This is a genomic window from Pseudomonas sp. GW460-12-10-14-TSB1 (genome assembly GCF_017349775.1).
In the GTDB taxonomy this organism is placed as follows: Bacteria; Pseudomonadota; Gammaproteobacteria; order Pseudomonadales; family Pseudomonadaceae; genus Aquipseudomonas; species Aquipseudomonas piscium.
In genome coordinates, this window is record NZ_JACNAC010000055.1 from 1 (window position 1) to 26933 (window position 26933).

Consider the following 26933-nt stretch of genomic DNA (forward strand, 5'->3'; position numbering starts at 1 on the left):
GCGAAGTCTATCCTCTAGCGCCGCCATTAGTTTAGAAAAATCTGAACTAAGTATTTGCCCGTAGCGATTCTTCCCGCCCACTACATTTCGCAGAATCGGCCCCACTCGGTTTCGCCGGCACCCGTTGCTGCGCTGAAAACCCCATAAATAAAACAACGATGAGGCCAATCCCGTGGACAAGATTCTCCACCAACCACTGGGCGGCAACGAAATGCCGCGCTTCGGCGGCATCGCCACCATGATGCGTCTTCCCCATGTGCCTACCCCGGCCGGCCTGGATGCCGCCTTTGTCGGCGTCCCGCTGGACATCGGCACCTCGCTGCGTGCCGGCACCCGCTTCGGGCCCCGTGAGATCCGCGCCGAATCGGTGATGATCCGTCCGTACAACATGGCCACCGGTGCAGCGCCCTTCGACTCGCTGAACGTGGCCGACATCGGCGACGTAGCCATCAACACCTTCAACCTGCTGGACGCCGTGCGCATCATCGAAGAAGCCTACGACGGTATCCTCGAGCACAACGTAATCCCGCTGACCCTGGGCGGCGACCACACCATCACCCTGCCGATCCTGCGGGCTATCCACAAGAAACACGGCAAGGTCGGCCTGGTGCACATCGACGCCCACGCCGATGTCAACGACCACATGTTCGGCGAGAAGATCGCCCACGGCACCACCTTCCGCCGCGCCGTCGAAGAAGGCCTGCTGGACTGCGACCGCGTGGTGCAGATCGGCCTGCGCGCCCAGGGCTACACCGCCGAAGACTTCAACTGGAGCCGCAAGCAGGGTTTCCGCGTGGTGCAGGCCGAAGAATGCTGGCACAAGTCGCTGGAACCGCTGATGGCCGAAGTCCGGGCGAAGGTCGGTGACGGCCCGGTGTACCTGAGCTTCGATATCGACGGCATCGACCCGGCCTGGGCGCCAGGCACCGGCACCCCGGAAATCGGCGGCCTGACCACCATCCAGGCGATCGAGATCGTCCGTGGTTGCCAGGGTCTCGACCTGGTCGGCTGCGATCTGGTAGAAGTCTCGCCGCCGTATGACACCACCGGTAACACCTCGCTGCTGGGCGCCAACCTGCTGTATGAAATGCTCTGCGTACTGCCGGGCGTAGCGCGTCGCTGAGGCCCGGCCATGAACGAACGCGAGCAGGTCCTCAAAGCCGCCGCCGACCTGGTGGCGGCCTTTGCCCGTAACGATCGCGAAGCCTACTTCGGGGCGTTCAGCTTTGACGCCAGCTTCGTCTTCTACACCCTCGCCCAGCCCCTGCTGTCCCGCGACGCCTACCAGGCGCTGTGGGACAGCTGGCGCCGCGAGGATGGCTTCGAGGTGCTGTCCTGCACTTCGAGCAACGCGTTTGTCAGCTTGCAGGGGGACACCGCGGTATTTATTCATGACGTCGCCACCGAGCTGCGCATGCAAGGGGAGCAACACTTCAGCCAGGAGCGCGAGACCATTGTTTTCCGTAAGCAAGGGTCCGGCACACAACAACAAGGCCTATGGCTGGCCTGTCACGAACATTTGTCCGCAATGCCGGAAGGGCTGCCATCCCCTTAGCCAGACAGGTGACGCTCACAAACGATGAGCGCGCCTTTGTGATCGGAGCAGATCATGAATAACAACAACAAAGAAAAAAGCCTTAGCAGCATCGAAACAAACGGGGTCGAACAGATCCCCGACCATGAACGCGACGCCCGGCCCAGCGACCTGTTTCGCCTGATCTTCGGCGGCGCCAATACCTTTGCCACCGCCGTGCTCGGCAGTTTCCCGGTACTGTTCGGCCTGTCCTTCCAGGCGGGTGTCTGGGCGATCGTGCTGGGCGTGATCCTGGGGGCGTTGATCCTCGCGCCCATGGGCCTGTTCGGGCCGATCAACGGCACCAACAACGCTGTCTCTTCCGGTGCGCACTTCGGCGTGCACGGGCGGATCGTCGGCTCGTTCCTGTCGTTGCTTACCGCCATCGCCTTCTTCTCCCTCTCCGTGTGGAGTTCCGGGGATGCCCTGGTAGGCGGCGCCAAGCGCCTGATCGACCTGCCGGAAACCGACCTGACCCTAGGCCTGGCCTACGGCCTGTTCGCGATCCTGGTACTGACGGTGTGCATCTACGGCTTCCGCTTCATGCTGTGGGTCAACCGCATTGCCGTATGGGCAGCGAGCCTGCTGTTCCTGCTGGGGATCTTTGCCTTCGCGCCGGCTTTCGACAGCCAGTTCGCCGGTACGGTGGCCCTCGGTCAGGCGGGTTTCTGGGCAGCCTTCATCGGCGCCGCGCTGGTGGCCATGAGCAACCCGATTTCCTTCGGCGTGTTCCTCGGCGACTGGTCGCGCTACATACCCCGCGAAACGCCGAAAGGCCGGATCATGCTGGCGGTGATCGCCGCGCAGATCGCCACCCTGATTCCCTTCCTGTTCGGCCTGGCCACCGCCACCATCGTGGCGATCAAGGCGCCCGACTACATCGCCGCCAACAACTACGTCGGCGGCCTGCTGGCGGTCTCGCCGAGCTGGTTCTTCCTGCCGGTGTGCCTGATCGCGGTGATCGGCGGCATGTCCACCGGCACCACCTCGCTGTATGGCACCGGCCTGGACATGTCCAGCGTGTTCCCACGGGTGCTGTCGCGGGTCAAGGCGACCCTGTTGATCGGTGTGCTGTCGATCGCCTTCATCTTCATCGGGCGCTTCGCCGCCAACCTGGTGCAGAGCGTGTCGACCTTCGCCGTGCTGATCATCACCTGCACCACCCCGTGGATGGTGATCATGCTGATCGGCCTGCTGGTGCGTCGCGGCTTCTACTGCCCGGACGACCTGCAAGTCTTCACCCGTGGCGAGCAAGGTGGCCGCTACTGGTTCCAGCACGGCTGGAACTGGCGTGGCCTGGGGGCCTGGATCCCCAGCGCACTGGTCGGCCTGTGCTTCGTCAACCTGCCCGGGCAGTTCGTCGGTCCGCTGGGCAACCTGGCCGACGGCATCGATATCAGCCTGCCGGTGACCCTGGGCCTGGCCTCGCTGGTGTACCTGGCCTTGCTCAACCTGTTCCCGGAACCGCCCGCGGTCTACGGCCCCAACGATCCACGCAGCAAGAGCACGGATTCGCTCGGTAAACCGGTCATGCGCCAAACCGCCTGACTCAAGCATGACCTGTAGCAGCAGGCTCGCCGGCAATCACGCCTCACACGACGGGTCCGCCAGACCGCGTCGCCTTGATTGCAGCAAGCCTCGCTCCTGCGGGAAGCCTCTATAAGAAAGACAATCGGAGACACGCCACCATGGCTTTAGATCTATTCGTCGTACTCATCTATGCCGCCGGCATGCTGGTGCTCGGCTATTACGGCATGCGCAAGGCCAAGACCCACGAGGACTACCTGGTAGCCGGCCGCAACCTGGGCCCGAGCCTGTACATGGGCACCATGGCCGCCACCGTGCTGGGCGGTGCCTCCACCGTCGGCACCGTGCGCCTGGGTTATGTTCACGGCATCTCCGGTTTCTGGCTGTGCGCGGCGCTGGGCCTGGGCATCATCGCCCTCAACCTGCTGCTGGCCAAACCCCTGCTCAAGCTGCGGATTTTCACAGTTACCCAGGTCCTGGAAAAACGCTACAACCCGATGGCCCGCCAGGCCAGCGCGGTGATCATGCTGGCCTACGCGCTGATGATCGGCGTGACCTCGATCCTCGCCATCGGCACCGTGCTGCAAGTGCTGTTCGGCCTGCCGTTCTGGATCTCGGTGCTGCTGGGCGGCGGCGTGGTGGTGATCTATTCGGCGATCGGCGGCATGTGGTCGTTGACCCTGACCGACATCGTCCAGTTCGTGATCAAGACCGTCGGCCTGATGTTCATCCTGCTGCCGATCTGCCTGTACCGCGTCGGCGGCTGGGATGAGCTGGTGGCCAAGCTGCCGGCGGCGAGCTTCAGCTTCACCACCATCGGCTGGGACACCATCGTCACCTACTTCATGATCTACTTCTTCGGCATCCTGATCGGCCAGGACATCTGGCAACGGGTGTTCACCGCCAAGACCGAAAAAGTCGCGCAATACGCAGGCACCGTCGCCGGCTTCTACTGCATCCTCTACGGCCTGGCCTGTGCCCTGATCGGCATGGCCGCGCACGTCTTGCTGCCAGACCTGGACAACGTCAACAACGCCTTCGCCGCCATCGTCAAAGCCTCGCTGCCGGACGGCATCCGTGGCCTGGTGATCGCCGCGGCCCTGGCCGCCATGATGTCCACCGCCAGTGCCGGCCTGTTGGCCGCCTCCACCACCCTGACCGAAGACCTGCTGCCCAAGCTGCGTGGCGGCAAGCAGTCGAGCCTGGGCATCAACCGCCTGTTTACCCTGCTGACCGGCATCCTGGTACTGGGCATCGCCCTGGTGGTCAACGACGTGATCAGCGCCCTGACCCTGGCCTATAACCTGCTGGTGGGCGGCATGCTGATCCCACTGATCGGTGCCATCTTCTGGAAACGCGCGACCACCGCCGGCGCCATCGCCAGCATGGGCCTGGGTTTCCTCACCGCGCTGGTGTTCATGTTCAAGGACGGCCTGGATGCCAACACCCCGATCTACTACAGCCTGGCTGTCGGCCTGGTGAGCTTCGTGGTGGTGAGCCTGCTGTCTCGTCGTCCGGCAACCCTGGCCAACGCGATCTAACCTCAGGTCAGACGCCGTACATTTTTCTTCGGCGGGTGCAGCGTCGGTGGCTGCACCCGTTTTTTTTCGCCTGGAGGAAAGTCGATGAAGATTGTCAGCCGCGACCGCTGGTTCGAAGTCAGAAGCCTGAGCGACGGGATTCGGCTGATCCACGAGCCCTATATCCGGCCGTTCTATCGCTGCAACCTGTGGCATATCCAGGGCCGCGACAGGGACCTGCTGCTGGACAGCGGCTCCGGCCTGGTCAGCTTGCGCGAGCAGTTGCCCTGGCTTACCGAACGCCCCTTGCTGGCGGTGGCCAGCCATTGCCATTTCGACCATATCGCCGGGCATCACGAATTCCCCGAACGCCTGGTGCACCCGGCCGAGGCGCAGATCCTCGCCGCGCCCGACGGCGCCAATACCCTATCTGCCGCCTATGTCGGCGACGAGATGTTCGAGGCCCACCCGGATTGCCCGCTGTGCTACGCCGAATATCGGGTCAAGGCCGCCCCGGCGACACGCCTGATCGAGGAAGGCGATGTGCTCGACCTGGGTAACCGCAGCCTCCAGGTGCTGCATACGCCCGGCCACTCCCCCGGGGGTATCAGCCTCTGGGAGGCGGCCAGCGGCACCCTGTTCAGCGGCGACATCATCTACGACGGCCCGCTGGTCGAAGACGCCTACCACTCCAACCTGGAGGACTACGCCACCAGCCTGGAACGCCTGTACCAGTTGTCGGTGCGTACCGTGCACGGTGGCCATTTCGGCAGTTTTTCGGGGGCGCAGTTGCGCGCGATGATCGAGGATTGGATCCGTCGGCACCCCTGAAGCTGTGCTGTACTGCACACAATCCCGCCCGCTTCAAAGACCATGCGCAGGCCCCTGGCGAAAAGAGCGACATGAATAGAGCCGAAGTCCGACAAGCCGTGCATGACTTCATCAGCCGCCTGCTGGATGGCAATGACGGATTTTCCGACGACGTGAGTCTGCAGGAGTTGGGGTTGGACAAGCAGGATATCGAGGACCTGATCTTCCACCTGGAAGATGAGTTTGGAGTGACCGCCTTCACCCACGAAGAAGACCAGATGCTCAAGGCGGCGAACAGCGCCAACGACCTGAGCCGGTTTCTGCTGACGATTTCACGGCGCTAAAGACTTCACGGCGCTGGGCACCATTGGCGGGTTGCGAGTTGACGGGTTTGAATCAGAAGGCGTCAACCGTTCGCGAGTGAACCTGCCCTCGCGCGGCTGAAAAGTGACGGGAGCAGGCTGGATGCCTGCCCCACTCCCGAGCCGATGGTTAGCGGCGACGCTGTTGCCGACGCCGTTGTTCGTCGTCTGTGCGGATTGGCACCGGCTGCAATGGCGGCTCGATCAGTCCCAGTGCGACCCCGAGGTCGTGAAGCCAGTTTTGCAGTTTCTCTTTCATAGTGCCCCCCTTAAGGGTCGTGCCCAGCGGCAGGGTTCAGGAGCCGCTTAGCTCTGATAATAGCGCTAAGTTCCGCGCATTGCTCAACCTGGATGGCAATGATCTGTTACCGGATTAATCTGAATCAGCCAGCCCGTTTCAGGCCGTTGCCCGCTGATCCGTCTGACTCGCCTGTTGCAGCTCGATCCAGGCATTGAGGTTGGCGCCGAGCATGCCCTTGCGCCACATCAGCCAGGTCGTGGCGCTGGCGAACGGCTCGGCCAGCGGATGGGCCGCCACGCTCTCGCGGCCGGGCAGGCTGGCCAGCATCGACTCCGACATCAGCGCCACCCCGGACCCGGCAATCACACAGGCCAGCATCCCCTGATAGGACTCGATTTCTATTGCCCGTCCCATGGCCGCATGGTCATGGGCGAACCAGGACTCCAGGCGCAGGCGGTACGAGCAGCCGCGGCGAAAGGTGAACACCGCGCGCCCTTCGACATCCCGAGCGCTGCGGATCGGCGGGTGATCCGCTTCACTGATCAACACCAGCTTTTCATCGCACAGCGGCACCCCGTCCAGGCTGGCCAGTTCCAGTGGGCCGTCCACCAGCACCGCATCCAGGCGCCCGGCCAGCAGGCCTTCGAGCAACTCGCTGCTGGGCGCCGACTGCACCTGCAGGTTCACCGCCGGGTAGGCGCGGTGGTAACGCGCCAGCAGCGCCGGCAGTTGAATCGCCGCCGTGCTGTACATGGTGCCCAGCACGAAATCCCCGGCCGGCTGACCGCCCTGCACCGCCCCATGGGCCTCGTCGCGCAGGGCAAACAGGCGCGCGGCGTAATCGAGCAGCACCTTGCCCGCCGGCGACAGTTGCAGCCGCTGCCGTTCCCGCAGGAACAGCTCGACTCCCAGCTGCTCTTCCAGTTGCTTGAGCCGCGTCGACAGGTTGGACGGCACCCGATGCAGGCGCTCGGCCGCCCGGGTGATGGAACCTTCCTCGGCGACCGCCTGGAAGATGCGCAGCTGGCTGAACTCCACGGATATTCTCCAAAAACGAACAAGTTACTTAATATTATTCATTTTTATAGAAAGTCAATCAGTCCTAGCCTGAGGGTCATCGCCTCTTCGACGGAGCCCGGACCATGTCCCCGCTGATTCGCTTACTCGCCAGTTTCATTGCCCTGATGATGGCCATGGGCATTGGTCGCTTCGCCCTCACCCCGCAACTGCCGCACCTGCTGAGCGAGGGCCAGGTCGACCTGACCGACACCGGCCTGATCGCCGCCGCCAACTACCTGGGGTATTTCATCGGTGCGCTGGATGCCATGTGCGCCCGCCGCCCGGCCCAGGTTCGCCGGCGGCTGCTGGGCGGGTTGTGGCTGTGTGTGTTGCTGACCCTGGCCTCGTTCTGGGCCGGCGGCTTCTGGGCGCATTCGGTATTGCGCTTCGGCACTGGCGTGGCCAGTGCCTGGGTGATGGTGATGATCGCCGCCCTGAGCCAACCCCTGGCACACGCCGCCGGCCGGCCACGCCTGGGCGCCCTGGTGTTTGCCGGGCCCGGGCTGGGGATTTTCCTCACTGGCCTGCTGGCCCTGGGCTCGAACCTGCTGGGGCAAAGCTCCGCAACCCTGTGGCTGGTATACGCCGCGACCGCCCTGCTGATGCTGCTGGCAATCCTGCCGATCCTGCCGCAACCCGCCACGCCCGCGCTGACTGCGCAGATGCCACAGGCCTCGAATCACGCCGGCATCCCCCGCCTCGGGCTGGTTTATGCGCTGTACGGCCTGGGTTACATCATCCCGGCGACCTTCCTGTCACAGATGGCCAGCGCGCGTTTTCAAGGGCAATGGCAGGCCGACCTGTTCTGGCCGTGCTTCGGCTTGGCGGCGGCCGTGGGGGTGGGGCTGGTCAGCCTGCGCCGACACAGCCCGAACGCCACCCGGCACTGGCTGATGGCGACCTTGTGGCTGCAAGCCGCCGGGGTCTTCGCCTGTCTGCTGGGCAATGGCGCCGGCCTGGCGCTGGGGGTGATGCTCTGCGGCACGCCGTTCCTGGCCTGCATGCAATTGGTGATGCAGCGCTCGCGGGAGCTGGCGCCCCACGCCACCCAGCGCAACGCCGGCTTGCTCACGGCCTGCTTCGCCATGGGCCAGTTGAGCGGGCCACTGCTGGCGGCCCTGAGCAGCCATTTCAGCGGTGGCCTGCAACCGGCGCTGATCGTCGCCGGCAGCAGCCTGCTGCTGGCGGGTGTCTTGCTGTTGAGGCAACAGCCGGTTGCCCGGGAATGCCACGCCACCGCCTGAGCCTGGGGGTTACAGCAGGCTGCGGATCCGCCGGCGCAGCCACTGTTCGGCGCTGACGAAGGTGATGCCCAGCAGCACCAGCACCGCGCCGATCACGAAGTTGAGGCTCAGGGGTTCGCCCAGCAACAGGACCCCGAAGGTGACGCCGAACAGCGGCGTCATAAAGGAAAACACCGCCAGGTTGGCGGCCAGGTAACGGCGCAACAGCCAGAACCAGGTCAGGTAGCTGAAAAAGGACACCACCAGCCCCTGGAACAGCACGCTGGCCACCGCCACCGGGGTCAGGCTGACATGGGTGACCTGGCCACTCAGCACGGCGATCAGCAGCAGGCCGATAAAACCGACGATCAACTGATAGAACAGGGTCAGGGTCGCCGGCGCCTCGGACAGGCGCGACGCGCGCACCACCACAGTGGTCGCGCCCCAGGCCAGGCCGGCCAGCACGCCCAGGGCGTCGCCAAGCAGCATGCGCGTGTCCAGGTTATCCAATGAGATGCCGCCGGCGAAGGCGACGCCGATGCCGACGAACGCCAGCAGGATTCCCAGCCATTGCAGGGGCCTGAGGCGTTCGCTGGGCAGCAGCCAATTCACCCCCAGCGCGGTGAAGATCGGCGCGGTATAGAGAAACACCGACATGTGCGCGGCGCTGGTGAGCTTGAGGCCTTCGGCGATAAACAGGAACTCCAGGCCGAACAGGCCGCCGGCCAGCAAGCCGCCGCGCCAGGTGCTGCCGATCTGCGACCAGCCGCCCTTCCAGCACATCAGCAGGGCCACCAGCAGCGCCGAAATGCCCGAGCGGGCGGCGGCCTGCATCACCGGTGCGATATCCGCCGCGGCCCACTTGATCATCACCTGCTGCACGCCCCAGATCAGGCACAGCCCCAACATCACTTGCAGGGCGAAACCATCGGCGCTGCGCCGTTCGATGCTCACCGCAGCCCCTCAGGCAGATTCATGGACATGGCAGTTACTCGATAGAAACGACAAAGCCCCGGAACCGGTCCGGGGCAAAGAATGGATGTGCTGCCGATTATCAACCAAACGGACAGAAAAACACGCCCGAAAAAGAGCTTCGAGAGAACGAATACTCAGGTCAGTTCAATGCGGTCGGCATGAATAACGATCTGACCGTTCTTGTACAAAGCACCTATGGCCTTCTTGAAGTTGCCCTTGCTGACACCGAACAGGCCACTGATCACCGTCGGATCGCTCTTGTCGCTGACCGGCAGGGTGCCGTTGTTTTCCCGCAACTTGGCGAGGATCTTGGCGTTCAGGCTGCTGGCCAGTTCTTCACCCACCGGTTGCAGGCTGAGGCTAATCTTGCCGTCGGCACGGATCTCTTTGATGAAGCCCTTTTCCTGTTTGCCCGGACGCAGGAACTTGAATACTTCGTTCTTGTGAATCAGGCCCCAGTGCTTGTTGTTGATGATCGCCTTGAAGCCCATGTCGGTGCTCTCGGCCACCAGCAGATCGACTTCCTGGCCGACCTTGTAGGTCACCGGAGCCTTGTCCAGGTAGCGGTCCAGACGGGCCGTGGCGGTGATGCGGCGGGTGTGCTTGTCGAGGTAGACGTGCACCACGCAATACTCGCCGGCGGTCAGCTGACGCTTTTCCTCGGAGTACGGCAGCAGCAGGTCCTTGGGCAGGCCCCAGTCGAGGAATACACCGATGCTGTTAACTTCCACGACTTTAAGACTGGCGAACTCACCGACTTGAACTTTTGGTTTTTCGGTAGTTGCAATTAACTTGTCGGCGCTATCCAGATAAACAAAAACATTCAGCCAGTCTTCATCTTCACTGGGAATATCCTTGGGAATATAACGATTGGGCAGCAATATTTCGCCGTCCGCCCCGCCGTCCAGATATAAACCGAAGTTAGTGTGTTTAACCACTTGCAAACTGTTGTAGCGCCCGACTAAAGCCATTTCCAATACCCTCATTGCGTGGGCGGCATTCTACCCGGTTTCCGGGCCTGGTTGGCCCGAGTCGCCGGATAGCAGCGGATATTTTCCTGAATGCCTTGATTTTTATGGCTTTGCGCCAGCAACCGGCTCCGCCCGTCAGGCCAGCCGGCAGCGACTTTTGCCTCAGCGCTGCCGAGCAAGCCTTTGTTTGTGCCATTGTCTTTATTTAAAACAGCAGCTTATGGGGATATTCCCGAGACCAACTTAGGAATATTCGGGAGTTTTTCCGCTGTTATTTCAGGGGGATATTTACCAAGCAATTGTCAAGCATTTCATGTATGATGGCTGGCCAAATTAATTTTCTGAAGGTTAATGGCCGCCATGCGTGTAAAAGCATCCAACAGCAAAGCAAAGCCAGCTCCAGCCGTTGAAACCAGCGAATCGATCAACGATCAGATTGCTGCTTTCCTGAAGTCCGGCGGCGAGATCCAGCAAATTGCCAAAGGCGTCAGCGGCCAGACTTTCGGCCCGTCCAAGCAGATCAGCCTGGGCAAGAAGTAATCCCCCGCAATACCTCCTGGTCCCTATGCGCTTTGAACCTCAAGGCGCTAGGACTAGAGTTCTGATCCTTCCCCTCCTGTAAAAATCGACGAACGGCCCTCATCCCCGAGGTTTCGCCGGTATCCTTGCACACGTCTAGATCGGGCATTTCAGTAGGTTCCGCGGTTCCTGCTCCTTGCGTTTCATGGAGTGAAGCATGCTCAAACCCTCCCATGTGCTGCTTGCCAGCCTCCTCGCCAGCCCCTGGGTCCACGGGCAGATCTTCCAACGCGAACTGGGGGATTTCGACCTCAAGCTCAGCAGCGCCCCGAGCCGCAGCATGGCCCAGGGCCTGGTCAAACCCTCGGCCACCGGCTCGTTCCATGGCGGCCTGGACCTGACCCACGACAGCGGCTGGTACATCGGCCAATGGTCGCCGAGCATGGGCCTGGGCGAGAGCGACCTGGAAGTGGACTCCTACCTGGGCTTCAAGCGCCCCTTCGATCAGACCCTGGGTTATGAGGTGGGGATGATCCACTACAACTACCCGCAACTGGCCCCGCAGGACAGCCAGGAGTTCTACGGCGGCCTGACGCTGTTGGGCAGCCGCTTCGGCGCCGCGTTCAGCCAGGACCCGAACAAGCGCAACAGTACCCTGTTCGCCGACCTGGGCGGCAACCAGCCCTTCGGCATCGGCGTCAGCATCAAGTACACCACTTATCAGTTGGGCAACCCGGCCTCAGTGAGCAACGGCTACGTCAGCAGCTTCAACGACTGGTCGATCAAGTTCTCCCGTCCCTGGATGGGCATCGACCTGAAACTGATCTACAGCGACTCCAACCTCAACGGCAGCGATTGTTCGGCCTATTCTGGACATAACGCGCAATGCGACGGGCTGCTCACCTTCAAGGCCGAGCATTCGTTCTATTGAGCGGCTGAACTGCCGGAAGCTTTCCGGGTTCAGATAAGAAACCCACGCCTTACAAACCCAGGCCTTCGCAAGGACTTGCCATGTCGCGCCGGCTGCAACACCTCACCCTGCTACTGCTGTTGAGCCTGGTGCTGACCTCCTGCAACCGTGTCGGCCTGGCTTACCGCAACCTCGATGTGATCATTCCCTGGACGCTCAACGACTACCTGGAAATGAACCGCGAGCAGAAAATCTGGTTCAACGATCGCCTCAAGGAACACTTGAGCTGGCACTGCAGCACACAGTTGCCCAACTACCTGGACTACCTGGATCGTCTGCAGCAGATGGTCGAACGCAATCAGGTCAACGATGCCGAGCTGCAAGAATTCACCCGCGAAGCCAAGCAGGCCATTGCCCAGACCGCCCGCGCGATCGCGCCGTCGGCCATCGAGTTGCTGCGAGGCCTGGACGACCAACAGGTCACGGAAATGAAGGCGGCCTTCGCCAAGGACATGCGCCAACGCCGCAGCAAATACCTCAAGCCGCCACTGGAGCAACAGATAAAACTGCGCGCCGAACGCATGGACAAACGCCTGACTACCTGGCTCGGCCCCCTTACGCCCGAGCAGACCCAGCGGGTGGCGGACTGGTCGACGTCCCTTGGCGAACAGAACCAGCTCTGGCTCGCCAACCGGGCCAACTGGCAGGCGCAGTTCAGTGCCGCGCTGGAGCAACGCCAGAACAGCGACTTCGACAAACGCATCGAGCGCCTGCTGGTGGATCGCGAAAGCTTCTGGACACCGGCTTATCGCCAGGCCTATGCCAACAGCGAACAGGTGGCACGCAACCTGCTGGTGGACGTGATGGCCCAAAGCACGCACGCCCAGCGTGATCACCTGCGCAACAAGCTGCAGAACGTGCGCAATGAGTTCGAGGCGTTGAAATGCATGAAGACGGCACGCCAGAAGTAACGCCTGAATAGCCGTCCAGCGAGGTGGGGCAGGCGGGCGACCGTTGGGCGGAACCGTCCGGCGGCTGTCGATCTGCCCGCGGGCGAAACGACTAGCCTGTGTAGGCACTGTCGCCGCGCCACCCTTGTCGCAGGAGAAGACATCATGCACCTCAACGATCATCCGGTCGTATCCCGGGAACAATGGATACAGGCCCGCAAGCAGCACCTCATCCACGAAAAGGCCTTTACCCGCCAACGCGACCAGCTCAGCGCCGAGCGTCGTGCCCTGCCCTGGGTAAAAATCGACAAACCCTACCGCTTCCAGGGCCCCCACGGCGAACTGAGCCTGGCCGACCTGTTCGGCGGTCGCAGCCAGCTGGTGGTCTACCACTTCATGTTCGCCGAAGGCTGGGACGAAGGTTGCCCGGGCTGCTCCTTCCTCAGCGATCACATCGACGGCGCCAACCAGCACCTGGCCCACCACGACATCGCGCTGGTGGCGGTGTCCCACGCGCCCTTCGCCGAATTCCAGGCGTTCAAGCGGCGCATGGGCTGGAAGTTCGACTGGGTCTCGTCCGTCGGCTGTGATTTCAACTACGACTTCGGGGTCTGCGCCCGGGCCGACGAGGTCGCCGCCGGCACCGCCACCTACAACTACGAAAAGACCGACGGCGCCGAAGAAGAGCTGCCCGGCCTCAGCGTGTTCTACCGCAATGAAGACGGCGAGATCTTCCACACCTACTCCACCTACGCCCGCGGCCTGGACCTGCTGGTGGGGGCCTACAACTACCTGGACCTGACACCCAAGGGGCGCAACGAAGAACAGATCATGGATTGGGTCAGGCACCATGATCGTTATGACGACAAACCGGCCGCCAGTTGCTGCCATGGCGGCTCCTGAGCGTTAGACCGCGATCGCGAACAAGCCCGCCCCTGCAGGAGCGAGCTTGCTCGCGATCTCGTCCGTCCTGTCACGACAAAAAAACCGGCCGACGCAAACCCGCCGTCTCGCCCCCGGCTAAACTTGGCTCCATGAGCCCTGCCTACCACAGCCTCCACGAATACACCCAACGCATGAACCGGGTGCTGGAGCATATCGACCAACACCTGGACCAGCCGCTGGAGCTGGCCGAACTCGCGCAGGTCGCGCATTTTTCGCCCTTTCACTTCCATCGCCTGTTCACCGCCTGGGTCGGCGAAACCCTGGGCGACTACCTGCGTCGACGGCGCCTGGCCTGTGCCGCCTATCAGCTGGCCAGCCATCCGGAATTGAGCATTCTGGAAGTGGCGCTGGAGGTCGGCTTCAGCTCCGGCGAAGCGTTCTCCCGGGCGTTCAAGCAGCATTTCTCGGTCACCCCGAGCACCTGGCGCAGCACCGAACCCAAGCGCTGGCACCGCCGCCTCAACGACGTCCGCGAACGGCGCCTGCGAGAATTGAGCAATCCTGATCAGACACACATCCCAGCCTTCGACGATCCTGACGCCTTCATTCACCTGAAGGAGCTCACGATGAACGTCACCCTCAAGGAACTGCCGCCGGTCCGCGTCGCCTACCTGCGCTATATCGGCCCCTACGGGCCGGGCATCGGCACCTTCTGGCGCGACAGCGTCGCCCCCTGGATGGTCGAGAACGGCCTGCTGGGTCGCGTGCGTTATGGCATCGGCCACGACGATCCCTATGTCACCCCACCCGAAAAATGCCGCTACGACGCCTGCGTCGAAGTCCCCGCCGACTTCAAGGCCAACGCCCCCGCCGTCGTCACCACCCTGCTCGGCGGCCTCTACGCCGTCGCCCACTACCATGGCAAAGGCCCCGACATCGCCGACGCCTGGACCGAACTGTGCCGCGACTGGCTGCCCAAAAGCGGCATGCAGTTCGATGCACGGCCAGCATTCGAGCGTTATCCGGTGGAGGCGAAATACGACATAAAGACGGGGGAACTGGAGTGTGAGATCTGTATTCCGGTGAAGGCGTTGTAAGCCGTAACGGGCGGAGAAACGACACGGGGCAGCCAAGGCTGCCCCGTTTTTTTTCCCCAGCCCTGGTTTAACGACTGTCGCTGGTGGAGAACTCCCCTCCACTGCTCGACCGGGTTGCGCTGAACGAACCACTGGAACTGGATTTACCGGACATGCCAGTGCTTGAGCTGCTCCAACTGGTGGTGCTCGAAATGCTCCACGAGCCGGAAACCACTGTGGTCGCCTGACGATGGCTGTTGACTTCATTTTCCACCTGGGAAAGGGACAAGGTGCCCTTCATGAACCCGAGCAGCAAGGCTTCCAGATTCATACCTTCAGAGTAGGTGGAACCAACGCTGATCTTGTCGCCGGACAGCAGATCGCGCTCGAGCTGTTTGGCCCGCTGGTAGTCCAACTCGGCCTCCTTGTACTTCAGATCCAGCAAGGACACTCGACGTTGCAGCTCTTCGAGTTCACCCCGCCCCTCACGGACCTTTTGCACCAGCTCGTCATCCTGAGGGGTCGTGGTCTGCCCGGCCAACTGCTCAAGGGCCGGAAGACTCATCTGTGCAAGTTGCCGAGACAGCAGTTCGAAAGCCTGGGTAAAGTGCTCGTCGCGACGGTTGGCATACCTGTCCAGCTGTTCATGGATAGCATTGGCCTGGGCCTTGCCCAACTCGACAGCCCGGTTGCGCTTCTCCAGCCGCGCCTGCAGCACAGAGGTATCGGTGCCGGCCAACAGGGCCTGATAACGCTGCGCCAGGTTGGCCTCCTGCACACCCCGATTCGCCTCATGCTGCCAGCGGGCTCCTTCATTGGCTTCCTGCATGGCCAGAAGTGTCTGCTCGGCCGCACTGTTTTGCGCGAAGTTGCACAACCGCGCAATCCAGCGGTCCAGTTCATGCAACAACGCCCCGCGTGAATAGCGCTCCGTACCGAATCCGCACTCTTTCAGGTAGAGGTACAGTTGATCGCGCTGGAACGCTTCAAGCTTGCTCCGGCATTCTTCACGTAGCTCCTTGTATGACGCCGTCGCCCCATCACAAAGCGCTACCGCCTCGGCAAGCGCCGCCGTTTGCTGTTGATACTGCGGATCCGCCTCCAATTGACGATCCAGGCCCTGGACAATGGCCTCGATCTCCTCGGCAATCTGCTTGGCTGCCTGCAGATGCCGCCCGACACTGGCTTCGGCAACCGCCAATTGATCCCGCAGCTCCTTCTCGGTCAGGCTGCGCTGTTCCAACAAGCCCAGAACCTCACTTGTCAGTTGGGCTCCACCGGTCAAATGGCAATTGGCGATCTGCTGAAACGCACTGCTGATACTGTGCTGCAGGCGCAACTCCTGCTCGTGCGCGCTGGAAAGCTCGAGCTGGAGCTCACGCAGCTCATGTTCATATCGCCGTGAGTTCTCACCCAGGGATGAAATCAGGCTGCTCGGGGTCATCACCACTCCAGGAGGAATTCAGGTTTGCCTTTGAAGAGTCCATCGGCCAACTCGTAAGTCAGCGAGTTGGCGTCCTTTTTCCCCATCACTTGGTCAAACATCAGGCCGACCAGAGACAGCTCACCCTTGTTCCTTTCATAGGTGGCCTGATCGACACGGATGGCAAAAACCGAGACATAGACTCGTTCCCTGGTCTTGAAATCGATAAAGGGCATCGGGACCTCATCACCTTGTTCATCGACTGCCTTGCTCACGAAATACCAGGCTTTGCTGCCGGCCGAGCCGCTATTACGTTCGATCATGGCGTCCTTTCCCATACTGCTGACCACATGAAAGTTCACGCGCTTTGCTGCAAAAGCCTTCAGCCTTTCAATCTCTTGAAGAGCGCGCTCGGCAGCCTCCGTATCCAGCCCCAGGACAGCCTCATTCACCTCTGCCAACAGAGGTTGAAACGGAGCCGAGTCCTTTTGGCTCAGCCCCATCTCGCGGACAGCATCCTGTGCGTCCTGCAAGCGTGTGAGATAGGGACCGATCATGTCGATGCGGGGGATCAGGGCGCCCAGTTTATCGACCGCTGTACGCGCCGCCGGCACACCTTGGGTGTCAGCATGATCCAACGCGGCCCGCGCGTTAGCGGCCGCGGTCACCAGCACAGGATAGGTATTGCCGAGTGAGGTGAACCTGGTTGTGGCCAACAGTTCTCTCAATTTCGAGTCAGCCGCCAGGAGCTGCGACACATCGCCCAACCCAGCCTCAACCGCCTGGAGATCAGCGGCGCCTCGCTGCAGGTTCTGATTCGCCCGTTCGACCAGCACCTGGTCATTTTTCCGGCTCTCGGCGGTGACCTTCAACGGGATAGTGGTCCGCAGGCCACGAGCCTGACTCAGCCGCTCTCGAGCCTGCTCGAACATACGCTCTGCCGCCGGTAGATTCGCCGCAAACACATCGGCCTCAAGCACAGACAGGCGCTTTTGCAGTTGCTCAAGCTGTACCGCCTGGCTTTGTGCAAGCTCCTGGGTCCTTTCGACCTTGCTCCGGATAAGACCTGTCTTCATTCCGTCAAAAAAACTCGAGGAGAAAGAGAAGCCGAATGCCACCACCCCACTCAGGATAAAAGCAATAATCGCGGGTCTCCGCCATTTACCCCGACTGATGTAAAGCTCAGCCAGCAGCCTCGACAAGAGGTCGATCCGTAGGGGCTGGTAGGTAAAACGGGCCGCAAAGAAATTACGCACGCCCTCCTCGACCAGGGCATCCTCGACCTCGATCCCCCTGGATCGATAGAACTCACGAATCCGTTCAGCCACCAACTGCCGGTGCTTGGGCAGGTCCAGATGTTTCTGCACCTCGGCCTGGCTGTGCCGCAGCTCGTCGATGAGGGCCATGGCCCCCATCTGTTCGGTGAGGGAAACCTGGCTCACCTCAGAGCCCCTTTTGCAGGAGCGCGCTGAAGCGACGTTTGCTGTCCTCGGTGATCGACTCGATCTCGGCGGCTGCCGCAGAAGACTCTTTGCGCAACTCCTGGATCAGGCTGAGGCTGCTGGCCTGGAACTCCACCACGGCCTCGGCCAACGCTTTGACCGAGCTGACCTTCAGGTTCGTACCATAGCCCGCCTTCAGCGCGGCATTGAGCTGCTCTCCACCCACTTTGGCCTGAGCCTCGAGACTGGAGTTGATCCCCTCGTTCATCGCATTAAGGGTATTGGTGACTTCAGCCAGCCCGCCGGAGGACGTGAAGCCCGCCGCCAGACCGGTGAGCACGATCTCATTGGTGGCGAAAAAGCTTACGGCGCGCTGGTACAGACGCTCCTTCACCGAGTGGTACTGGCTCAAGCGCGCGAACACCAGCTCGGCCGCGTTGTAGGCCGCCTTCAGCTGATCGGCGATGTCAGTGATGATCTGGTAACGCTTGTCCTCGTCCTGCAGATTGCGCAGCGCCACATCCCGCGCCAACTCCAGCTTCACCCGCTCGGCCGCCTCCAGCTCGGCCACCTCAAGCGCCGCGCTGGCATCCGCCAGGGTTTTACGCCCGGCATCGAGCTGCGCCTGAGCCACTTTCTGCACCTCACAGGCATCGACCTCGGCCGTCTTCATGGCCAGCCGATAGTCCTGATAAGCCTCCAGGATCAGGGTTTCCAACTGGATCTGCTCATTGGCCGACTTCGCCACCGCCAGATAATTCTTGCGAATGTCCTCGAAGCGATCCGGAATCGACCCACGGCGCATGTTCAGCCAGGCCAGCTGGATGCGCTCGGAGAATTGCAGCTTGCCGTCGGCCATCCACTCCATCATCTGCTGCGCGTCGGCCTGGATCGAATCGAAGCTGGCGGCGATGTCGGCATACCGGGTACTGATATCCATGCTCTGCAGCTTGTCGCGCACCGAGGCATTAAAGACCGTGGACTGTTGCAGGGTGGCGGCGATATTGGTCACCCGGTTGGCGTCATACACCGACACCTTGTCCAGCAACGCCAGCACGGGTGCATCCTGGGTGGGAAAGTTGATACCGACCGAGCGGAGGGCGGACATGGAGCGTTCGAGGTAGTTCATGAGCGTATTCCCAGTGTGGAGCCTTGGTTCAAAAGCTCCATCATCCTTTGACAGGTGAATAGGCGAAGGGGCTTCCACCCCTCGGAATCGGATACAGAATGAAGCGTTGAAAGCACCGCAAGGGGCGATGCCTTCTAGAAATCCAAGTGATGCGCGCGCACGCTTCGCACAGGGCGTTACGAGGGACAGGCCGCCATCGGAACCTCTGGAAACAGCTGCCCCAAAGCCCTGCCGAACTGACGTGCGCGCGAAATAGTAACAGAGCCCGAGACTGAAAGTTCTTGCCCGGGCTGTCGATTTTGCCAATGGCTGACTTGGTCTTTCCCACGTCTTCGTTCGAAACAAGCAAGCGTCAAACCAGGCGTTATTCCCGAAATCACCTCCCCCCTCCAGAAGAGATCTCCTCCTTGAATACGGAGCCAGGGTTTCCGCGAATACTGACGGCCGCGACAAAGTTCCAAGGGCCAAGCTCACCAAGCAAAACCCGGCCAAGGCCAAAGAGATCAACGACGAGTTGCAGAAGATGGACCTGAGCACGGCCAGCAAGGATCTGCCGGACAAGTGCCAGTCGATCGACCAGCGCCTGAAGGAGCTTGGCGCGGCCGAGAAGAAAGCCGACAACTGATCGCCGGCCAATAAAAAGCCCGGACAGGGTCCGGGCTTCTTGTATCGCGCTACGGCTTATTCGGCAGCTGGTGCTGGCTTGCGGCGCTTGAGCGGCGCCATGCCGTCCTGGCTGACCAGGGCATCGCTTTTCGGCCGGTTGGCGGTCTTGCGTTTGGTCGGGGCCTTGGCCGCGGCTTTTTTCTTGTCGCCCTTGGCATCGGTCTTTTTCTTCTTCACGCCCGCGGCCTTGCCGGAGGCCTTGACCTTCTTCGGCCCGCCGTAGGTGCCTTTGACTTCCTTGATGGTGCGGCGCTCGAAGTTCTGCTTGAGGTAGCGCTCGATGCTCGACATCAGGTTCCAGTCGCCGTGGCAGATCAGCGAGATGGCCAGGCCGTCGTTGCCGGCACGGCCGGTACGGCCGATGCGGTGCACGTATTCGTCGCCGCTGCGTGGCATGTCGAAGTTGATCACCAGGTCCAGGCCGTCGACGTCCAGGCCGCGAGCGGCGACGTCGGTGGCGACGAGGATTTTCACCCCGCCCTGCTTCAGGCGGTCGATGGCCAGCTTGCGGTCCTTCTGGTCTTTCTCACCGTGCAGGACGAACGCCTTGTACTCCTGGGCCACCAGGCGGCCGTAGATACGGTCGGCCATGGCGCGGGTGTTGGTGAAGACGATGGCCTTCTGGTAGGTCTCGTTGGCCAGCAGCCAGTTGACGATCTGCTCTTTGTGCTGGTTGTGGTCGGCGGTGATGATCTGCTGACGGGTGGTGTCGTTCAGTTGGCTGACCGCGTTGAGCTGCAGGTGCTCAGGGTTGTTCAGGACTTTGGCGACCATCTCGCGCAGGCCCGAGCCACCGGTGGTGGCGGAGAACAGCATGGTCTGCTGACGGTTCGGGCACTCGTCCACCAGGCGCTGCACGTCGTCGGCAAAGCCCATGTCGAGCATGCGGTCGGCTTCGTCGAGGACCAGCACTTCCACTTCTTTCAAATCGAGGTTGCCGGCGTTCAGTTGCTCGATCAGGCGACCCGGGGTGCCGATCAGGATGTCCGGCACCTTGCGCAGCATGGCGGCCTGGACCTTGAAGTCTTCGCCGCCGGTGATCAGGCCGGCCTTGATGAAGGTGAACTGCGAGAAGCGTTCGACTTCCTTCAGGGTCTGCTGCGCCAGTTCGCGGGTAGGCAGCAGGATCAGGGTCTTGATGCTGACGCGGATCTTCGCCGGGCCGATCAGGCGATTGAGGATCGGCAGGACGAAAGCGGCGGTCTTGCCGCTGCCGGTCTGTGCCGTCACCCGCAGGTCACGCCCTTGGAGCGCGAGCGGAATGGCCGCTGCCTGCACAGGCGTTGGCTCGACAAATTTAAGCTCGGCCACGGCTTTGAGCAGGCGTTCGTGCAGGGCGAATTGGGAAAACACGGGTGCTACCTCGAAGATATGCAAAAAAACAGCTGCATAGGGTAACGGTTTCGGGCGCGAAGGCCGAGTTTCTTTATGCAAAGAGCAGCAAACAGCTGGTTTTTTGTTAGCTGGTTTGTCCTCAACGGTAACTTTCAACGGCTTAAATGTTCTAATCGATCCGTCTCGTCTCATAGAGGAAGCTTCTGACCCCATGGATTTCAAACAGCTCTGGCTCAACGTTCAAGACCTCTGGGGGGCGCTCGATGAGCACCCGCTCCTGCATTCCAGCCTGGCCCTGGTGGTGTTGCTGGTGGTGGCGCTGCTTGTCGGACGAGTGGCGCGCTACCTCATCCTGCACGCGGTCAAGCTGCTTGGCCGCCAGCCATCCCTGCACTGGCTCAACGATCTGCGCCAGAACAAGGTGTTCCATCGCCTGGCGCAGATGACCCCGTCGCTGGTGGTCCAGTTCGGCCTGCACCTGGTGCCGGAGCTGAGCAAGACCAGCCTGGTGTTCCTCGGCAACCTGGCCCTGGCCTTCACCATCCTGTTCCAGGTGCTGGCCATCAGCGCCCTGCTCAACGCCCTGCTGGACATCTACGCCCGTACCGAACACGCGCGCACCCGTTCGATCAAGGGTTACGTGCAGCTGGCGAAGATGGTGCTGTTCGTGTTCGGCGCGATCATCATCGTCGCCACCCTGATCGACCGCTCGCCGCTGCTGCTGTTGTCCGGCCTGGGCGCCATGTCGGCGGTGATCCTGTTGGTCTACAAGGACACCCTGCTGTCGTTCGTCGCCAGTGTGCAGCTGACCAGCAACGACATGCTGCGGGTCGGCGACTGGATCGAAATGCCCCAGGTCGGCGCCGACGGCGATGTGGTCGATATCACCCTGCACACGGTCAAGGTGCAGAACTTCGACAAGACCATCGTCTCGATCCCTACCTGGCGCCTGATGTCCGAGTCGTTCAAGAACTGGCGCGGCATGCAGCAGTCCGGCGGCCGGCGGATCAAGCGCAGCCTGTACATCGACGCCAGCGGCGTGCGCTTCATCAACGATGAGGAAGAGGCGCGCCTGGGCAAGGTCCACCTGCTCACCGACTACATCAGTCGCAAGCAGGCCGAGCTCAAGAGCTGGAACGAAGCCCAGGGCAATGTCGCCGCCATGTCGGCCAACCGCCGCCGCATGACCAACCTGGGGACCTTCCGCGCCTATGCCCTGGCGTACCTCAAGAGCCATCCGGACATCCAGCCGAACATGACCTGCATGGTCCGCCAGATGCAGACCACCGCCCAGGGCATTCCGCTGGAAATCTACTGTTTCACCCGCACCACGGCGTGGACCGACTACGAGCGCATCCAGGGCGATATCTTCGATTACCTGCTGGCGGTGATGCCGGAGTTCGGCCTGAGCCTGTATCAGCAGCCGAGCGGCAACGACCTGCGTGCCGGCCTGCTGCCGGCGGTGCTGGGTGCCAGCCATATCCCCGAGGCGGAAAAGCACGCGCTGTAATCCTCGCCCGATCGCCCCATCCCCGGGGCGATCACCCCCTCTATCTGCTCAATCTGTAGGAGCGAAGCTTGCTCGCGATCCGCGCAACGGCCTGACCCCGCGGTGTCTGTCAGATCACTATCGCGGGCAATCGAGCGTCGACCGGCCGCTCCTACAGGGCAGCGGCGGGTTTCGTGCCGCGACGGCTGATCCACACCGCCGCCAGAATCACCAAAGCCCCCAGGAACAGGCGCCCCAGCTCTTCATGCTGGTTCCAGATCAACAGGTTGATCAGCAGCCCCACCGGCACATGCAGGTTGTTCATCACCGCCAGGGTCGCGCCAGTGACCAGGCAGGCGCCCTTGTTCCACCAGTACAGCCCCAGTGCGGTGGACACCAGCCCGAGAAACAGCAGCACCGCCCATTGCAACGGCGCTTCGGGCAGGAAGTCCGGCTTGCCGAACAGCAGGAAGGCCGGCAACACCACCGCCAGCGCCCCCAGGTAGAAGTAGCCGAAACGCCGGTAATGCGGCAGGTCGCTCGGATGGCGCGCCACCAGGTGCTTGTACAACACCTGCCCGGCGGCATAGGTGAAGTTGGCCAGTTGCAGCAGCAAGAAGCCCATGAAGAAATCCGGGCTGATGCGGTCGTAGCGGATCACCGCCGCCCCGGCCACCGCCACCAGCGCCGCCAGCAGGCCCCAGGGGTTGAAGCGTCGGTTCAGCGCGTCCTCGATCAGGGTCACATGCAGCGGCGTGAGGATGGTGAACAGCAGCACCTCCGGCACCGTCAGCACGCGGAAACTCAGGTACAGGCAGACGTAGGTCACGCCGAACTGCAAGGCGCCGATCAGCAGCATGCCGCGCATGAACGCCGGCTCCACCTGGCGCCAGCGGGTCAGCGGGATGAACACCAGCCCGGCCAGCAGCACCCGGACCAGCACCGCGAAATAACTGTCGACATGCCCGGCCAGGTATTCGCCGATCAGGCTGAAGGAAAACGCCTGGATCAGCGTGACAAAAAGTAGATAGCCCATGCTCGCCTCGTCTTGAAGAGGCGGCGACGATAGCGGTTTTGCCACGAACAATGAAACACCTTCCCCGTAGGAGCGAAGCTTGCTCGCGATAACGATCTGACAGGCACCGCGAAATCAGGCCGCTACGCGGATCGCGGGCAAGCCTCGCTCCTACAGAGGTGTGATAAATCGCGGGCAAAAAAAAGCCCGATCTCGCAAAGCGTTCAATCGGGCAGGAGCACTCAGGAGCAACAAGTGCAAAGGGAGGTTCGATGCGCAAAACAAACTTGAAGGGGAGCGCAGGGCCTACTAGACCACTGCGCGATTATCTGGCGATTAACGGATCAGGCGACCTGGGCCAGTTTGGCGTTGGCCTGGTTCAGGCCCTTCTCCTGGAAGTCGCCGCCCAGGTTCATGCCTTCGGCGTGAATGAACTCGACGTCGTGGATCCCGATGAAGCCCATGACCTGGCGCAGGTAGGGTTCCTGGTGATCCGCGGTACTGCCGGCGTAGATGCCGCCACGGGCGGTCAGCACGTAGGCACGCTTGCCGTTGAGCAGGCCCTGGGGACCGGTTTCGGTGTACTTGAAGGTCACACCGGCACGCAGCACGTGGTCCAGCCAGGCTTTGAGGGTGCTCGGGATGGCGAAGTTGTACATCGGCGCGGCCATCACCAGCACGTCGGCGGCCAGCAGTTCGTCGGTCAGTTCGTTGGAACGCTGCAGCGAGGCCTCTTCGATCTCGTTGCGCTGCCCGGCGGGTTTCATCCAGCCGCCCAGCAGGTTGCTGTCCAGGTGCGGCACCGGGGTTACCGCCAGGTCACGCACGGTGATCTGGTCGGCCGGGTGGGCCGCTTGCCATTGCTTGATGAAGGTCTGGGTCAGCTGACGGGAAACGGAATCCTGCTGACGGGCACTGCTTTCGATGATCAGAACGCGGGACATGGGATGTAGCCTCCATCGGGAATGCTGTAGGTCGATGGAGCGCAGATTAAACAGAGTCATATCGATGAAAAAGCGCAAATAACTGCTATAACCAATCAATAAATTCGTTTATAAGCGGAGCAGGTCGCGCACCCTGCTCCGCTTTGCGCTTACTTGGCGGTACAGGTCAGGTCGATGCGCAGCTTGATGATGCTGCGGTTGAACTTGGCCGTGGCGTTCTTGAACTTGCCGGCCGCCACTTCCACCTTGCGCGTGCGCGGGGCTTCCGGGCCGTTGCGGAAGACCACCGTGCAGGCGGCGTCGGTGGTGCCGTAGTTGTTCACCTGGATCGAACCGATGTCGGCATCGGTGTCGTAGGCGGTGTAGTCGATGCTCACGCCTTCGAGGTGTTTCTTCACGTCGATGGGATAGGCGAACGCACTGAGCGGCAGCAGGGCCAGCAACACACAACAGATTTTTCTCATTCGGCAGTCTCCAATAAGGAGCGCCAGCTTAGGACAAGAGGAGCTCATCATGAAAGCGCCCCGCGTTACCCTCGATCAATGGCGGACGCTGCAGGCCGTGGTCGACCACGGCGGCTTCGCCCAGGCCGCCGAGGCGCTGCACCGTTCGCAATCTTCTGTCAGCTACACTGTGGCGCGCATGCAGGACCAACTGGGCGTGCCGCTGCTGCGTATCGACGGGCGCAAGGCCGTGCTCACCGAGGCCGGCGGCGTATTGCTGCGCCGCTCGCGGCAACTGGTGAAACAGGCCAGCCAATTGGAAGACCTGGCCCACCACATGGAACAGGGCTGGGAAGCCGAAGTGCGCCTGGTGGTGGACGCCGCCTACCCCAACGCGCGCCTGGTCCGCGCCCTGACCGCCTTCATGCCGCAAAGCCGTGGCTGCCGGGTGCGCCTGCGCGAGGAAGTGCTGTCCGGGGTCGAAGAGGTGCTGCTCGAAGGCGTGGCCGACCTGGCCATCAGCGGCTTCAATATCTCCGGCTACCTGGGCACGGAAATGAGCTCGGTGGAGTTCGTCGCCGTGGCCCACCCGGAACACGCCCTGCACCGCCTGAACCGCGAGCTGAATTTCCAGGACCTGGAAAGCCAGCTGCAAGTGGTGATCCGCGACTCCGGTCGCCAGCAGCCGCGGGACGTCGGCTGGCTCGGCGCCGAACAGCGCTGGACTGTCGGCAGCCTGGCCACCGCCGCCACCTTCGTCGGCAGCGGCCTGGGCTTTGCCTGGCTGCCGCGCCATATGATCGAACGCGAACTCCGGGAGGGCCTGCTCAAGGTGCTACCGTTGGACCAGGGCGGCAGCCGGCACCCGACCTTCTACCTGTATTCGAACAAGGACAAACCCCTGGGCCCGGCCACGCAGATCCTCGTCGAACTGCTGCGCACCTTCGACACCGCGCCGCTGGATGCGCCGTTCGCCGCCCCGGAACAAGCCTGACCCCACACTTGAACCCTCCACGCGCCTGAACAGGAATTCAGCCATGGCCTATTTCGAACACGAAGGATGCACTCTGCACTATGAGGAATACGGTCATGGCGAACCGCTGGTGCTGGTTCACGGGCTTGGCTCCAGCACCCTGGACTGGGAAAAGCAGATCGCCGAGCTGTCCGCCCATTACCGCCTGATCCTGCCCGACGTGCGCGGCCATGGTCGCTCCGACAAGCCCCGTGAGCGCTACAGCATCGCCGGTTTCAGTGCCGACCTGGTCGCCCTGCTGGAGCACCTGAACCTTTCGCGGGTGCATCTGGCGGGCCTGTCCATGGGTGGCATGATCGCCTTCCAGTTCGCAGTGGATCAGCCCGGGCTGCTGAAAAGCCTGTGCATCGTCAACAGCGCGCCCGAGGTAAAGATCCGCAGCGCCAACGACGCCTGGCAGTGGTTCAAGCGCTGGAGCCTGATGCGCCTGCTCAGCCTCGAAGCCATCGGCATCGCCCTGGGCGGCAAACTGTTCCCCAAGCCGGAGCAGGGCGAGCTGCGGCAAAAGATGGCCGAGCGCTGGGCAAAAAACGACAAACGTGCTTATCTCGCAAGCTTCGATGCCATCGTTGGCTGGGGGGTTCAGGAACGACTTTCGCAAGTCGCCTGTCCAACCCTGGTCATCAGCGCCGACCGTGACTACACCCCGGTCGCCCTGAAAGAAAGTTATGTGAAACTGCTGCCCGACGGGCGCCTGGTGGTGATCGCCGATTCGCGTCACGCCACCCCGCTGGACCAGCCGCAACGCTTCAACCAAACCCTGCTCGAGTTTTTAACCGCAGTCGACACCACCACCCAGGATCACTGACCCATGCTGAAAAAAATCGCCCTCGTCGCCGGCTCCGTTCTGTTCGCTGCCAACCTGATGGCCGCCCAACCGGCCAAGGCGCCTCACGTCCTGCTGGACACCAGCTTCGGCAAGATCGAAGTCGAACTGGACCCGGTCAAGGCCCCGATCTCCAGCAAGAACTTCCTCGACTACGTCGACAGCGGCTTCTACACCAACACCATCTTTCACCGGGTGATCCCGGGCTTCATGGTCCAGGGCGGCGGCTTCACCCCGCAGATGGTGCAGAAGGAAACCCGCGACCCGATCAAGAACGAAGCCAGCAACGGCCTGCATAACGTACGTGGCACCCTGTCCATGGCCCGCACCTCGAACCCGAATTCGGCCACCAGCCAGTTCTTCATCAACGTCGCCGACAACGCCTTCCTCGATCCGGGCCGCGATGCCGGTTACGCAGTGTTCGCCAAAGTGGTGAGCGGCATGGACGTGGTCGACCAGATCGTCAACTCGCAGACCACCACCAAACAAGGCATGCAGAACGTGCCGATCGACCCCGTGCTGATCAAGTCGGCCAAGCGCATCGACTAAGGCCCTGTGCGGAAAGTGGCTACGCTCGCCGACTTTTC

27 protein-coding genes are annotated in these 26933 nt (G+C 62.1%); 16 read left to right on the forward strand and 11 right to left on the reverse strand.

Annotated features, from left to right (window positions below):
• Positions 1–172: 172 nt before the first annotated feature.
• The 6 genes from speB to J4D52_RS24755 all read left to right on the forward strand — a co-directional run bounded on the left by speB (position 173) and on the right by J4D52_RS24755 (position 5774).
• Complete coding sequence (gene speB / locus J4D52_RS24730; RefSeq protein WP_025805128.1) at positions 173–1123, forward strand: agmatinase; 951 nt, start codon at positions 173–175, stop codon at positions 1121–1123.
• Positions 1124–1132: 9 nt separating this feature from the next.
• Positions 1133–1555, forward strand: a complete 423-nt coding sequence (locus J4D52_RS24735) for a nuclear transport factor 2 family protein (RefSeq protein WP_063428939.1) — start codon at positions 1133–1135, stop codon at positions 1553–1555.
• Between the two features lie 54 nt (positions 1556–1609).
• Positions 1610–3121, forward strand: a complete 1512-nt coding sequence (locus tag J4D52_RS24740) for a cytosine permease (RefSeq protein ID WP_102676202.1) — start codon at positions 1610–1612, stop codon at positions 3119–3121.
• A gap of 140 nt (positions 3122–3261) precedes the next feature.
• Positions 3262–4641, forward strand: coding sequence for a sodium:solute symporter (locus J4D52_RS24745; protein WP_063428935.1), 1380 nt, complete (start codon positions 3262–3264; stop codon positions 4639–4641).
• Between the two features lie 84 nt (positions 4642–4725).
• Positions 4726–5451, forward strand: coding sequence for an MBL fold metallo-hydrolase (locus J4D52_RS24750; RefSeq protein ID WP_063428934.1), 726 nt, complete (start codon positions 4726–4728; stop codon positions 5449–5451).
• Between the two features lie 71 nt (positions 5452–5522).
• Positions 5523–5774, forward strand: coding sequence for a hypothetical protein (locus J4D52_RS24755; RefSeq protein WP_009047628.1), 252 nt, complete (start codon positions 5523–5525; stop codon positions 5772–5774).
• Between the two features lie 148 nt (positions 5775–5922).
• On the opposite strand, the gene J4D52_RS30605 is transcribed toward J4D52_RS24755, so the two are convergent.
• Together J4D52_RS30605 and ptrR are read right to left on the reverse strand one after the other, a co-directional pair.
• Positions 5923–6051 (reverse strand): PA1414 family protein, encoded by a 129-nt coding sequence (locus J4D52_RS30605; RefSeq protein ID WP_009042667.1) that lies wholly within the window; start codon positions 6049–6051, stop codon positions 5923–5925.
• Between the two features lie 138 nt (positions 6052–6189).
• Positions 6190–7071: a putrescine utilization regulator PtrR gene (gene ptrR / locus J4D52_RS24760; protein WP_025805122.1), complete on the reverse strand. Its 882-nt coding sequence runs from the start codon at positions 7069–7071 to the stop codon at positions 6190–6192.
• A 104-nt stretch (positions 7072–7175) separates the two neighbouring features.
• Here ptrR and J4D52_RS24765 point away from each other — a divergent pair, with 104 nt between their 5' ends.
• Positions 7176–8336 (forward strand): MFS transporter, encoded by a 1161-nt coding sequence (locus tag J4D52_RS24765; protein WP_102676201.1) that lies wholly within the window; start codon positions 7176–7178, stop codon positions 8334–8336.
• 9 nt (positions 8337–8345) lie between these two features.
• Here J4D52_RS24765 and J4D52_RS24770 read toward each other — a convergent pair whose 3' ends face one another.
• Both J4D52_RS24770 and J4D52_RS24775 read right to left on the reverse strand, forming a co-directional pair.
• Positions 8346–9269: a DMT family transporter gene (locus tag J4D52_RS24770; RefSeq protein WP_063428930.1), complete on the reverse strand. Its 924-nt coding sequence runs from the start codon at positions 9267–9269 to the stop codon at positions 8346–8348.
• 155 nt (positions 9270–9424) lie between these two features.
• Complete coding sequence (locus J4D52_RS24775; protein ID WP_023968236.1) at positions 9425–10261, reverse strand: S1 RNA-binding domain-containing protein; 837 nt, start codon at positions 10259–10261, stop codon at positions 9425–9427.
• 351 nt (positions 10262–10612) lie between these two features.
• Between J4D52_RS24775 and J4D52_RS24780 the strand changes: the two genes are divergently transcribed.
• From J4D52_RS24780 to J4D52_RS24800, 5 genes are all read left to right on the forward strand, one after another.
• Complete coding sequence (locus J4D52_RS24780; protein ID WP_016702300.1) at positions 10613–10801, forward strand: hypothetical protein; 189 nt, start codon at positions 10613–10615, stop codon at positions 10799–10801.
• 196 nt (positions 10802–10997) lie between these two features.
• Positions 10998–11711, forward strand: a complete 714-nt coding sequence (locus J4D52_RS24785; RefSeq protein ID WP_025805118.1) for a TorF family putative porin — start codon at positions 10998–11000, stop codon at positions 11709–11711.
• Between the two features lie 80 nt (positions 11712–11791).
• Positions 11792–12661 (forward strand): DUF6279 family lipoprotein, encoded by an 870-nt coding sequence (locus J4D52_RS24790; protein WP_063428928.1) that lies wholly within the window; start codon positions 11792–11794, stop codon positions 12659–12661.
• A gap of 144 nt (positions 12662–12805) precedes the next feature.
• A complete protein-coding gene (locus J4D52_RS24795; protein WP_102676200.1) occupies positions 12806–13543 on the forward strand; it encodes a thioredoxin family protein in 738 nt (245 codons plus the stop codon).
• A gap of 131 nt (positions 13544–13674) precedes the next feature.
• A complete protein-coding gene (locus J4D52_RS24800; protein ID WP_102676199.1) occupies positions 13675–14622 on the forward strand; it encodes a GyrI-like domain-containing protein in 948 nt (315 codons plus the stop codon).
• 67 nt (positions 14623–14689) lie between these two features.
• Here J4D52_RS24800 and J4D52_RS24805 read toward each other — a convergent pair whose 3' ends face one another.
• From J4D52_RS24805 to J4D52_RS24820, 4 genes are all read right to left on the reverse strand, one after another.
• Complete coding sequence (locus J4D52_RS24805) at positions 14690–16045, reverse strand: hypothetical protein (protein ID WP_102676198.1); 1356 nt, start codon at positions 16043–16045, stop codon at positions 14690–14692.
• Positions 16045–17466 (reverse strand): DUF6384 family protein, encoded by a 1422-nt coding sequence (locus tag J4D52_RS24810; RefSeq protein ID WP_178085837.1) that lies wholly within the window; start codon positions 17464–17466, stop codon positions 16045–16047. Before J4D52_RS24810 ends, J4D52_RS24805 begins: the two co-directional genes overlap by 1 nt.
• Before the next feature lies 1 nt (position 17467).
• Positions 17468–18595 (reverse strand): merozoite surface protein 3b, encoded by a 1128-nt coding sequence (locus J4D52_RS24815; protein WP_102676197.1) that lies wholly within the window; start codon positions 18593–18595, stop codon positions 17468–17470.
• Positions 18596–19276: 681 nt separating this feature from the next.
• Positions 19277–20614, reverse strand: coding sequence for a DEAD/DEAH box helicase (locus tag J4D52_RS24820; RefSeq protein WP_025805109.1), 1338 nt, complete (start codon positions 20612–20614; stop codon positions 19277–19279).
• A 193-nt stretch (positions 20615–20807) separates the two neighbouring features.
• Here J4D52_RS24820 and J4D52_RS24825 point away from each other — a divergent pair, with 193 nt between their 5' ends.
• Entirely contained in the window at positions 20808–22106 is a 1299-nt protein-coding gene (locus tag J4D52_RS24825) for a mechanosensitive ion channel family protein (RefSeq protein WP_102676196.1), read from the forward strand.
• Positions 22107–22257: 151 nt separating this feature from the next.
• On the opposite strand, the gene J4D52_RS24830 is transcribed toward J4D52_RS24825, so the two are convergent.
• From J4D52_RS24830 to J4D52_RS24840, 3 genes are all read right to left on the reverse strand, one after another.
• Complete coding sequence (locus J4D52_RS24830) at positions 22258–23121, reverse strand: carboxylate/amino acid/amine transporter (protein ID WP_025805107.1); 864 nt, start codon at positions 23119–23121, stop codon at positions 22258–22260.
• Positions 23122–23444: 323 nt separating this feature from the next.
• Positions 23445–24044: an FMN-dependent NADH-azoreductase gene (locus J4D52_RS24835; RefSeq protein ID WP_025805106.1), complete on the reverse strand. Its 600-nt coding sequence runs from the start codon at positions 24042–24044 to the stop codon at positions 23445–23447.
• 149 nt (positions 24045–24193) lie between these two features.
• The gene (locus tag J4D52_RS24840) at positions 24194–24508 is read right to left on the reverse strand and encodes a hypothetical protein (RefSeq protein ID WP_025805104.1); all 315 of its coding nucleotides are present in this window, start codon (positions 24506–24508) and stop codon (positions 24194–24196) included.
• A 49-nt stretch (positions 24509–24557) separates the two neighbouring features.
• Here J4D52_RS24840 and J4D52_RS24845 point away from each other — a divergent pair, with 49 nt between their 5' ends.
• From J4D52_RS24845 to J4D52_RS24855, 3 genes are read left to right on the forward strand one after another with little or no spacing between them, the layout of a single operon-like run.
• Positions 24558–25481, forward strand: coding sequence for a LysR family transcriptional regulator (locus tag J4D52_RS24845; RefSeq protein WP_025805103.1), 924 nt, complete (start codon positions 24558–24560; stop codon positions 25479–25481).
• A 43-nt stretch (positions 25482–25524) separates the two neighbouring features.
• A complete protein-coding gene (locus J4D52_RS24850) occupies positions 25525–26328 on the forward strand; it encodes an alpha/beta fold hydrolase (RefSeq protein ID WP_102676195.1) in 804 nt (267 codons plus the stop codon).
• Positions 26329–26331: 3 nt separating this feature from the next.
• On the forward strand, positions 26332–26895 hold the full coding sequence (locus J4D52_RS24855) for a peptidylprolyl isomerase A (protein WP_007920626.1): 564 nt from the start codon (positions 26332–26334) through the stop codon (positions 26893–26895).
• Positions 26896–26933: the final 38 nt, after the last annotated feature.

Bases quoted from the DNA above. Each gene is read 5' to 3' on its own strand.
- J4D52_RS24735 (WP_063428939.1), top strand. From the start codon at position 1,133: ATGAACGAACGCGAGCAGGTCCTCAAAGCCGCCGCCGACCTGGTGGCG.
- J4D52_RS24740 (WP_102676202.1), top strand. From the start codon at position 1,610: ATGAATAACAACAACAAAGAAAAAAGCCTTAGCAGCATCGAAACAAAC.
- J4D52_RS24745 (WP_063428935.1), top strand. From the start codon at position 3,262: ATGGCTTTAGATCTATTCGTCGTACTCATCTATGCCGCCGGCATGCTG.
- J4D52_RS24750 (WP_063428934.1), top strand. From the start codon at position 4,726: ATGAAGATTGTCAGCCGCGACCGCTGGTTCGAAGTCAGAAGCCTGAGC.
- J4D52_RS24755 (WP_009047628.1), top strand. From the start codon at position 5,523: ATGAATAGAGCCGAAGTCCGACAAGCCGTGCATGACTTCATCAGCCGC.
- J4D52_RS30605 (WP_009042667.1), bottom strand. From the start codon at position 6,051: ATGAAAGAGAAACTGCAAAACTGGCTTCACGACCTCGGGGTCGCACTG.
- J4D52_RS24765 (WP_102676201.1), top strand. From the start codon at position 7,176: ATGTCCCCGCTGATTCGCTTACTCGCCAGTTTCATTGCCCTGATGATG.
- J4D52_RS24775 (WP_023968236.1), bottom strand. From the start codon at position 10,261: ATGGCTTTAGTCGGGCGCTACAACAGTTTGCAAGTGGTTAAACACACT.
- J4D52_RS24780 (WP_016702300.1), top strand. From the start codon at position 10,613: ATGGCCGCCATGCGTGTAAAAGCATCCAACAGCAAAGCAAAGCCAGCT.
- J4D52_RS24785 (WP_025805118.1), top strand. From the start codon at position 10,998: ATGCTCAAACCCTCCCATGTGCTGCTTGCCAGCCTCCTCGCCAGCCCC.
- J4D52_RS24790 (WP_063428928.1), top strand. From the start codon at position 11,792: ATGTCGCGCCGGCTGCAACACCTCACCCTGCTACTGCTGTTGAGCCTG.
- J4D52_RS24795 (WP_102676200.1), top strand. From the start codon at position 12,806: ATGCACCTCAACGATCATCCGGTCGTATCCCGGGAACAATGGATACAG.
- J4D52_RS24800 (WP_102676199.1), top strand. From the start codon at position 13,675: ATGAGCCCTGCCTACCACAGCCTCCACGAATACACCCAACGCATGAAC.
- J4D52_RS24805 (WP_102676198.1), bottom strand. From the start codon at position 16,045: ATGACCCCGAGCAGCCTGATTTCATCCCTGGGTGAGAACTCACGGCGA.
- J4D52_RS24815 (WP_102676197.1), bottom strand. From the start codon at position 18,595: ATGAACTACCTCGAACGCTCCATGTCCGCCCTCCGCTCGGTCGGTATC.
- J4D52_RS24825 (WP_102676196.1), top strand. From the start codon at position 20,808: ATGGATTTCAAACAGCTCTGGCTCAACGTTCAAGACCTCTGGGGGGCG.
- J4D52_RS24830 (WP_025805107.1), bottom strand. From the start codon at position 23,121: ATGGGCTATCTACTTTTTGTCACGCTGATCCAGGCGTTTTCCTTCAGC.
- J4D52_RS24835 (WP_025805106.1), bottom strand. From the start codon at position 24,044: ATGTCCCGCGTTCTGATCATCGAAAGCAGTGCCCGTCAGCAGGATTCC.
- J4D52_RS24840 (WP_025805104.1), bottom strand. From the start codon at position 24,508: ATGAGAAAAATCTGTTGTGTGTTGCTGGCCCTGCTGCCGCTCAGTGCG.
- J4D52_RS24845 (WP_025805103.1), top strand. From the start codon at position 24,558: ATGAAAGCGCCCCGCGTTACCCTCGATCAATGGCGGACGCTGCAGGCC.
- J4D52_RS24850 (WP_102676195.1), top strand. From the start codon at position 25,525: ATGGCCTATTTCGAACACGAAGGATGCACTCTGCACTATGAGGAATAC.
- J4D52_RS24855 (WP_007920626.1), top strand. From the start codon at position 26,332: ATGCTGAAAAAAATCGCCCTCGTCGCCGGCTCCGTTCTGTTCGCTGCC.